This is a genomic window from Aquimarina rhabdastrellae, from assembly GCA_947387485.1.
Taxonomy (GTDB): Bacteria; Bacteroidota; Bacteroidia; order Flavobacteriales; family Flavobacteriaceae; genus Aquimarina.
In genome coordinates, this window is record CANDNT010000035.1 from 1 (window position 1) to 8,885 (window position 8,885).

Here is an 8,885-nt window from a genome sequence, read left to right on the forward strand (position 1 = left end):
TATAGGAGATGAAGTAAGAGGTGTAGCCAAACCACAATTAATTGATGGGCAATATCACTATTTTATGGGAATAGGAGCCAATGAGAGTGCAGAGGTTATTTTTAAATTATTTGATGGAGAGCAAGTAATCACCTTAGATAATGAAGAAGCTTTTGATAATACAATATTATTAGGAGTAATGAAAGCACCTTATGTGTTAAATTATACTCCTAATAGTGAAACTGAAGAAGTAGTATTAAACGGTGTATTAGGATTAAGTTTAGGACAAAATATACCTAACCCTATGACCGATGTTACACAAATCAGTTATAGTATCCCAGAAGATGGACATGTAGACATTAGTTTATACAATGTATTAGGACAAAAAGTATACACTTTTGTATCAGATACAGTAAAAGGAAATGTATTACATACTGTTGACTGGAATGGTATAGCAGAAGAACATGTATTATCAAGTGGTATCTATGTATATAAACTAAATTATGAAGGTCAAGAACTACAACGTAAGTTGGTTATTGAGTAATCTTCAAGTCATAAATAATTAATAAGTTATTTTAAGTTTAGGGAGTGTCTAATTTTTTAGACATTCCCTTTTTTGTTTTAGTTATGATCAGAAATAGATATTTCCTGTAGAAGAAATTTAATGAAGACAAATTATATAAAAAAAGAATTAAACAACAGTCTCGATAGAGGGTGATTTAGAATTAGAGTAGTATTCTTAAAGGCATTAAAAAATATAACGAAAGTGATTTTATCAATAAAATTCTAGACAAATGAGTTTATAAAAACAAAGTAAGGCTAAACATTTATAGATGAGAAGAATCAATAGATAACACTTACATTAAAAAGAAAGATTGAATGATTCTTTTCTTTGGAAGATAAACGAGAAAAGTTTGATATTAAGAAAAGAAATTATAAAAACTTAAGATAAGGTAATTCATTGGAAACATGCTGTCCAATGAATATATAGAAAGAATTAAAAGAAAGTAACCCAGATTTTATAATTTTTACTAATACTCAAATCTGGGACATTTTTAGGAGAAACTTACATAATCAATATTATAATATAGTGATGGTATTAATGTTTCGTACAATTTTTTTTTGTTGCTCAAGTTGGGATAATCCTTTTGAAATAGACTTTTTAGAAAACTGTAAATCTTCAGAAATTTCTAATATAGAATAGGGGATTTTATGGTCATTAAGAAAAATTGATTTCATTTTTAAATAATTGAATAAATGATTTAATAAAGGGGTATTTAATTTATTTTTTAGGTTATCCATAATCATTAAGTATTCTCTTTGATAACAATCAAAAATGTGTTTTCTAAAAGAAGGAAAATGATGGCAGTAATCAAAAACATGTCTTTTTGACAAGATTAAAACTTTTGAAGGATGAATCACTTTAAAAGAAAAATTCTCTGCATAAGAAGAAAGGGCAGAGGATGAGTTGAGTAAACAGAAATCATGACCTTTTTGATAAGAAATAAAGAATTTTTTATCGATTTTTTCCAGATAAATTTTTACGAGACCATCAATCAAAAAAAAGTTTAAATCAGGTGTTTGCTTACCAGTAAGAATGATATCTCCGGGTAAATAATATTTATAATAACCTTTAGAAGTTAATTTTTGAATTAATTCATCAGGAAATAAAAGAGGAAAATAATTAAGCATGTTTTTAATAGTAATTACAAATAGTGATTTTTTTATGACTTCGTTGTATTTTAAGTTCTTTTTCCAATTGATTAAGAGCTCTGGAAATACTTTGTGAGCTAGAATTAAGATTGTTAGCTAGTGTTTTTGTGAGGATTTTTAAAGTGTCAGTCTCTAATTGCAATGCTGATTCTCGTAAAAAATTAAATAGACGATCTTTTAAAACGAATGAATTTACAGAAGCTAATTTCTCTAATATAGAATCTAAATTAGCTTGTGCAGTTAATAAACAAAGGTTTTTAAGCATAGGGAAATCTGTAATCCATTTATCAAATAAAGATTTTGGAACCCAGTAAATTTTAACATCAGTTGCAGCAGTGTAAGACACATGTAATGGAGTCTCTAACATGATATTGATATCATTTATTATAAAGTTGTTTTTTGCATTGAGATAAAATAGAAAGAATTCTTTTTCAGATGCTTGAAAGGTTACTTTTATAACTCCTTTAGTTATGAATCCAATATGAGATGAAGAATTATAAGGAGACAATATGATATTATTTTGAGTGAAACACTGCTTATTTCCATATTTTAATAAGACATGTTTGAAATCTTGCTCGATTATAGTATGATTAAAAAGATCTGAGGTTGGGTGAAGCATAATTTTTAATTAAAAAATATAAGGAGTTGTTTAGTATCAGAGATAACAGTAGTTGCTTATATCTAAGTTAAACCGTCTTCTGTATACCAAACATCCTTGTGAGATCGAGAGTTTACCTCTCTACCAATTACGTGTAGACGATTATTGTGTATTAATACGATGTGTTTGTATCTAGGGAGAAAAGGGGGCATTATAAGAACTCCAAATTAATACCATCGATTGAATAATTAATTATACTTGTTCTCACTTGTATACCAATTCTTCCAACCATGCATTATAGAACAAAATAGTTTCAGATCCTCTAGCAAGAGTTGTATTTGGAATTATTATTTGCCAAGTTTCACTTTCGTCAACTGATACTAAGAGTAGCGTATCAACATCATAATCCCAATACCACCATTGTCTATTAAACATGTGAATTTTAGATTTATTTACAGTAATTGGCAAATCCTGTAAATAAACAGTTTGAGCATAAGTGAACTTAACAATTAATAATGCAAAGAATAGGATAATTTTTCTTTTCATTTTTTAAGAATATTTATAGCATATATTTTTATCAAAGCTATAATTTCAACAAAAAGGAAAGACGGAACTATTTTTACAAAAACTATAATAGTTTTTAAAAAAGCTGTACATTTCATTATAGTTTATTGATTTTGAGTTGTTTGTTTTTTGTTGTGTGTAGTGTTTTTTTATGTGTTTTTATCAAGTACAATAATTAAAGAGGGTTAAGAATAATTAAGATTTTGATCATAAGAAACAAAACGAGTACCTTTGAAATAGAAGTTAATATTGATAAATAAAAAGTGCAAGCAAGACACGAATATTACATAAAGCGTATCAATAAAACTTTAGATTATATAGATAATAATCTAGATAAATCTTTTTCTTTAGAAGAATTATCTCAAGTATCAAACTTTTCCAAATATCATTTTCACAGACTATTTTCAAGTATTGTAAAGGAATCTCCGTTTGAATATATTTTGCGATTGCGTTTAGAAAAAGCAGCAACAATGATAAGTAGTGATCCTAATAAAAACTTGTCTGTGATAGCTAATAAATGTGGTTTTTCGGATTTGTCCATCTTTTCTAGAAACTTTAAAAAATATTTTAATGAACCACCATCATCGTTTAAAAAAGGAGAAATTAAAAAAAGCAATTTAAGTCAAATAAATAGCAAAGATCAACAAGCTAAGGATATCATCACACTATACTTTTGTCCAAAATCAAAAACAATTAAATGGACAAGCACAATGGAAATTATTAAAAATGTCGAAGTAAAATCTATTCCAGAAATAGTAGTTGCATATAACCGTAGTTTAGGTCCTTATAAAGGAAATAATGAATTATATCAAAAGCATAGAAATGAACTTTTTGCATGGGCAGCATCCAAAGGTTTGATGAATGATGAGAATTTTAAATACCTTATAATGTATCATGATAATCCTAATGTTACGCTTAATGATACACAACGGATGAGTTTATGTGTAACAATACCTGAACAAATAGAAACTGAAGGTAAAATAGGGAAAATGAGTATCAAAGAAGGACAATACTTAGTCTGTTCTTGTGAAATTACTGCTCCTGATTTTCCAAAAATATGGGAATGGATATATGGACAATGGTTTCCACAAAATAATTACATTCCAGATGACAAACCATATTTTGAACTTTATCCAGAACAACCAAAAGGAGAATTGTTTAAAGTAGAGTTTTATATTCCGGTAAAAGTAGCGTAGCGCATAAGCCTTTAACTTATCGATGATAAAAAGCCTGTAAGTAATTATTTATAGGCTTTTGAAGTATAATAAAAAGAGCTTTTTGTATAAAAACAATTGAACATAAAAAATTTCATTCAGAATAGAAGTATAGCTGAAAAAGTTTGGACTCAAATAAAGAATTAGGAATTAATTAAATATACTTTAATGTTAAAAACTATATTTTTATTGATAATAATAGAAGTTGAATAATCGATTTGTGCCATAAAGTATAAACTAATACATAAATTTAATGAATACAAAAATAGGATTAAAAGAAGCTATTTCTATAGGTATAGGAGGAATGGTAGGTGGAGGGATTTTTGCTGTTTTAGGATTAGCCGTTGATCTTGCAAAAGGAGGAACTCCAATCGCTTTTTTAATAGCTGGATGTATAGCTTTTTTAACTTCATATTCTTATGCAAAATTATCTCAAAGTTATCCAGATCGTGGAGGTACTGTAAAGTTTATGAACAAAGGTTTTGGTGTAGGCGTTTTTAGTGGAGGACTTAATAATTTATTATGGATTAGTTATATTATTATGTTGTCTCTTTATGCAAGTGCTTTTGGATCATATGCACCTAATCTTTTTGAACTTACTGGTAATGCTAAAGTCGATGCTCATATCTATATTAGTTTTGTAATTGTTTTAGCAACAGCAATCAATTACTATAGTATTAAAGTAGTAAGTGAGATAGAATCTTATGCAGTGATTATAAAACTTATCATTTTGTTAAGCTTTGTCGTGATAGGTATTTATGGATTGATAGGAAATGAGAATTTAGATCAACTTGCGACTACAAATTGGGAAACTCCACTAGAACTAATTACAGGAGGTATGGTGATTTTTGTAGCCTATGAAGGTTTTGAGTTGATAGCTAATGCAGCACCTGATATAGAAAACCCAAAGAAAAATATTTCTAGAGCATATTTCATTTCAGTATTATTTGTAATTGCGTTATATATCACTATAGCGATAATAACGGTGGGATCATTACCATTTGGAGAGATTGCAAAAGCTCAAGATTACGTTTTGGCCGAAGCCGCTAAACCTCTTCTAGGAAAGATAGGATTCTCAATAATAACAGTGGCTGCATTAATCTCTACTTTTTCTGCAATTAATGCATCGTTATACGGAGGGAGTAGAGTGAGTTATGAATTGGCAGCAGAAAATGAATTACCTCACGAATTGACAAAATACTGCTGGAATCAACCTATAGGATTAGCAATTACTGCTATATTAACTTTAGTTATAGCTAATACATTAGATTTAGAGAGTATATCTACAGCGGGAAGTATTGGCTTTTTATTGATTTTTGCAATGGTTAATGTAGTAGCTTATAAAAAACATAATGAAATAAATGCTAATATGATAATTCCTGGAGTAGCAGCTTTATTATGTTTTACAGCTCTTATTGCACTTGTTTTTCAACAATACCAATCAAACTTAACAGGAACTATAATTGCTATAAGTATAGTGTTATCTAGTTTTCTTTTGGAGTTTATTTATAAAAAGACTTCACAGAAATAGAAGGTAACTTGATTATAAATAATATTTTAAAAAGCGTTGTAAATATTTTTTACAACGCTTTTTCTATGGAAATTATAGTGTTAAAAAAATAAAAAAGGCTAGATATTTCCGTATAAAAACCTGTTAGATTTGTGAATACGACATTAATAATATGAAAGTACCTAAGTATATATTGCCTATAATAGTTTTAGCACAATTTTGCTGTACATCGTTATGGTTTGCAAGCAATAGTATAATGCAAGAGCTTATAGATACTTTTGAGTTGCAAGAAAGTGCTTTAGGAAATCTTACTACTATGGTGCAGATGGGGTTTATTTTAGGTACTCTGTTATTTGCATTTTTTAATATAGCAGATCGTTTTTCTCCTTCAAAGGTATTTTTTATTAGTGCAGTTTTAGGATCCGTATTTAATTGGGGTATAGTAATAGAAGGACAAACACTAGTAAGTTTACTTATACTCCGTTTTTTGACCGGTTTTTTCCTAGCGGGAATTTACCCAGTAGGGATGAAAATTGCAGCAGATTACTACAATAAAACTTTAGGACGTTCTCTAGGTTTTTTAGTTGGAGCATTAGTGTTAGGTACAGGATTCCCTCATTTGGTTAAAAGTTTTTTTGGAACATTACCATGGAAATTGGTGATTTATACAACTTCTAGTTTAGCTCTTTTAGGAGGAGTATTAATGATAAGTTTAATAACTGATGGACCTCATAGAAGTGCAAGTCAAAAATTAGATATAACTATTTTTTTTAAAGTATTTAGGAATAAGAATTTTCGATCGGCAGCATTTGGTTATTTTGGGCACATGTGGGAATTATATGCTTTTTGGGCTTTTATTCCAGTACTATTGCAAATGTATGTAGAAAGAACAAATGTGGATATTGATATTTCTTTGTGGTCTTTTATAATTATAGGAGTGGGTAGTTTATCCTGTATACTTAGTGGATATGCCTCCAATATTTACGGAGTTAAAAAAGTAGCAAAAATAGTATTGACTGCTTCAGGGATTTGTTGTGTGCTTTTGCCAATAATGTACCAACAATCCTGGTTGGTGTTTATTGTGTTTTTACTTTTTTGGGGAATGGTAGTTATTGCAGATTCGCCTCTTTTTTCTACAATGGTAGCACATAGTGCCTCGGCAGAGATAAAAGGAACAGCATTGACTATAGTAAACTGTATAGGGTTTCTAATTACAGTAGTTAGTATTCAGTTTATAACTAGGGTATTAACAATAATACCATCAGAATATGTATTTATACTATTGACTTTAGGACCTTTATTTGGGATTATATCAATGAAGAAATCTGTTAAAGTAAATCAATGAATTATTAATTAATGAGATACGGTAGATCGCTATTCCAGCATTTTTCCTAATATCTCTTTTAATAGCTTAGCTGCCAAAAAAGCGGTCATCTGTTGTACATCTCGATCAGGATTATATTCAACTATATCTGCACCGATAATTTCACAATTTAAGTTCTGAATTATAGAGAGAACTTGCCTAGACGTTAATCCACCGGGTTCGTGGTGAGAGACACCAGGAGCAAAAGCAGGATCTATACCGTCGAGATCTAGAGAGATGTATAAAGGATTTTTAAAATCAGGAATAGTACTTAAATCTAGATTTTTCATTTGATGAATTTCGACACCAAACTTTTTTGCTTGTTCTTCTTGATGTGTATTTAATGTTCGTATCCCTACTTGTACCAGCCTCGCAGCTAATCTTTGTTCCATAATTCGAGCAAAAGGGCAAGCGTGTGAATATGGGTCACCTTCAAAATTATCATAAAGATCAGCATGTGCATCGATATGCAAGATGTCAATTAAAGGGTAATGTTGATGATAAGCTTTTAAAATAGGGTATGTAATGGAATGATCTCCTCCCAGTGTTACTATACGTGAATCTTCTTCAAGGTGTTTTTTAGTGATTTGCTCAATGTCAAAATAAGCTTCTATATCAAAATTCCCTTTATCTTCGATAAGAGGCGTATCTATAGAAATTCCGTTTTCTGCATATAAATTAGCAGATCCACAATGTAATACTTCTCTAATAATAGGAGGTGCTTTTTTAGGACCTTGTAAGTATGATGATTTGTTATCAAATTGAATTCCTTGGAGAATTATTTTTTTCATAATAGCTTATTGTACGTCTACAATTTAGAATACATAATGCAAAGGATAAAAGTTTTAACCTTTGTTTAAGAACAATTATAGCGTTATTTAGATAGCTGATTTTACAGAAAATGATACTTTTGTAATAACCATAAACATACTTCAAGAAATCATGAATATATAGCGCTAAAAGAACATCAAGGAGATTTTAAAAAAAGACAGACTTGGTGGTTTGCAATAGGCGATTATATATACTTCTCATATCAATTATGATTTTTTTATAAGCTCTATATAAGATATATCGTATGATATCCAATATTGTAATCTATTTAAGTGTTGTCTTGATCAAAAACAATAAAAAAAGAAAATGACAGGACCAGATAAACACATAGCGTTTCCATTAACGAATTACAACAGATTATGTTTTTTAAAGAATATAATTACTAATCCTAACATCATAGTAGGAGATTATACTTATTATGATGATTTTGATGATGTTTCTAATTTTGAGAAAAACGTAAAATATCATTTTGATTTTATAGGAGATCAATTAATCATCGGGAAATTCTGTATGATAGCCTCTGATGTGACTTTTATAATGAATGGGGCAAATCATCTCTCTGAAGCAATAAGTGCATACCCTTTTGCAATTTTTGGTAATGGATGGGAGCAGGCAATGAAAGACAAAAGTTACCCTAATAAAGGTAATACAATAATAGGTAATGATGTCTGGATAGGATATAATGCTACTATTATGCCAGGGGTAAAAATAGGAGATGGGGCTATTATAGCTACAAATGCTACAGTGACAAAAGATGTGGCTCCATATACTATAGTGGGAGGAAATCCAGCTAAAGAAATTAAAAAGAGATTTAAACAAGAGGATATAGATAAATTATTAGAAATAAAATGGTGGAATTGGGAAGTAGAAAAAATCTCAAAATATGTTCACTTGCTTACATCAGGAAATGTAAAAGAATTGTATAGCGTTAAATAAATGAAAAGGCGACTGTATTTAGTCGCCTTTTTTATAAGTAATGTCACGTCCTGAAATAAGTTGATACAAAATTGACTTATTTTATGGACCACAAGAGTAACAAGAGAAAGCGTACCCAACGGGATTATAACTTAGGCTTTAAACTGGCTGTAGTATCTCAAGTAGAAAAAGGAGAAC

General features: G+C 29.4%; 9 protein-coding genes. 5 read left to right on the forward strand and 4 right to left on the reverse strand.

Annotated elements, in window-relative coordinates:
• On the forward strand, positions 1 to 523 hold a 523-nt coding region (locus ACYEKI_RS20965), incomplete at its 5' end, for a T9SS type A sorting domain-containing protein (RefSeq protein ID WP_459213173.1).
• Positions 524 to 1,059: 536 nt separating this feature from the next.
• Here ACYEKI_RS20965 and ACYEKI_RS20970 read toward each other — a convergent pair.
• The 3 genes from ACYEKI_RS20970 to ACYEKI_RS20980 form a co-directional block, all read right to left on the reverse strand.
• Positions 1,060 to 1,671: a Crp/Fnr family transcriptional regulator gene (locus ACYEKI_RS20970; RefSeq protein WP_459213174.1), complete on the reverse strand. Its 612-nt coding sequence runs from the start codon at positions 1,669 to 1,671 to the stop codon at positions 1,060 to 1,062.
• 4 nt (positions 1,672 to 1,675) lie between these two features.
• Positions 1,676 to 2,311, reverse strand: a complete 636-nt coding sequence (locus tag ACYEKI_RS20975; RefSeq protein ID WP_459213175.1) for a Crp/Fnr family transcriptional regulator — start codon at positions 2,309 to 2,311, stop codon at positions 1,676 to 1,678.
• A gap of 243 nt (positions 2,312 to 2,554) precedes the next feature.
• Positions 2,555 to 2,836: a hypothetical protein gene (locus tag ACYEKI_RS20980; RefSeq protein ID WP_459213176.1), complete on the reverse strand. Its 282-nt coding sequence runs from the start codon at positions 2,834 to 2,836 to the stop codon at positions 2,555 to 2,557.
• Positions 2,837 to 3,117: 281 nt separating this feature from the next.
• On the opposite strand from ACYEKI_RS20980, the gene ACYEKI_RS20985 reads away from it, so the two are divergent.
• From ACYEKI_RS20985 to ACYEKI_RS20995, 3 genes are all read left to right on the forward strand, one after another.
• On the forward strand, positions 3,118 to 4,050 hold the full coding sequence (locus tag ACYEKI_RS20985; RefSeq protein WP_459213177.1) for an AraC family transcriptional regulator: 933 nt from the start codon (positions 3,118 to 3,120) through the stop codon (positions 4,048 to 4,050).
• 271 nt (positions 4,051 to 4,321) lie between these two features.
• Complete coding sequence (locus tag ACYEKI_RS20990; protein WP_459213178.1) at positions 4,322 to 5,599, forward strand: APC family permease; 1,278 nt, start codon at positions 4,322 to 4,324, stop codon at positions 5,597 to 5,599.
• Positions 5,600 to 5,750: 151 nt separating this feature from the next.
• Positions 5,751 to 6,923, forward strand: a complete 1,173-nt coding sequence (locus tag ACYEKI_RS20995; protein WP_459213179.1) for an MFS transporter — start codon at positions 5,751 to 5,753, stop codon at positions 6,921 to 6,923.
• A 29-nt stretch (positions 6,924 to 6,952) separates the two neighbouring features.
• Here ACYEKI_RS20995 and speB read toward each other — a convergent pair whose 3' ends face one another.
• On the reverse strand, positions 6,953 to 7,732 hold the full coding sequence (gene speB / locus ACYEKI_RS21000) for an agmatinase (protein ID WP_459213180.1): 780 nt from the start codon (positions 7,730 to 7,732) through the stop codon (positions 6,953 to 6,955).
• Positions 7,733 to 8,078: 346 nt separating this feature from the next.
• Here speB and ACYEKI_RS21005 point away from each other — a divergent pair, with 346 nt between their 5' ends.
• Entirely contained in the window at positions 8,079 to 8,708 is a 630-nt protein-coding gene (locus ACYEKI_RS21005) for a CatB-related O-acetyltransferase (protein ID WP_459213181.1), read from the forward strand.
• Positions 8,709 to 8,885: the final 177 nt, after the last annotated feature.

Bases quoted from the DNA above. Each gene is read 5' to 3' on its own strand.
- ACYEKI_RS20970 (WP_459213174.1), bottom strand. From the start codon at position 1,671: ATGCTTAATTATTTTCCTCTTTTATTTCCTGATGAATTAATTCAAAAA.
- ACYEKI_RS20975 (WP_459213175.1), bottom strand. From the start codon at position 2,311: ATGCTTCACCCAACCTCAGATCTTTTTAATCATACTATAATCGAGCAA.
- ACYEKI_RS20980 (WP_459213176.1), bottom strand. From the start codon at position 2,836: ATGAAAAGAAAAATTATCCTATTCTTTGCATTATTAATTGTTAAGTTC.
- ACYEKI_RS20990 (WP_459213178.1), top strand. From the start codon at position 4,322: ATGAATACAAAAATAGGATTAAAAGAAGCTATTTCTATAGGTATAGGA.
- ACYEKI_RS20995 (WP_459213179.1), top strand. From the start codon at position 5,751: ATGAAAGTACCTAAGTATATATTGCCTATAATAGTTTTAGCACAATTT.
- speB (WP_459213180.1), bottom strand. From the start codon at position 7,732: ATGAAAAAAATAATTCTCCAAGGAATTCAATTTGATAACAAATCATCA.
- ACYEKI_RS21005 (WP_459213181.1), top strand. From the start codon at position 8,079: ATGACAGGACCAGATAAACACATAGCGTTTCCATTAACGAATTACAAC.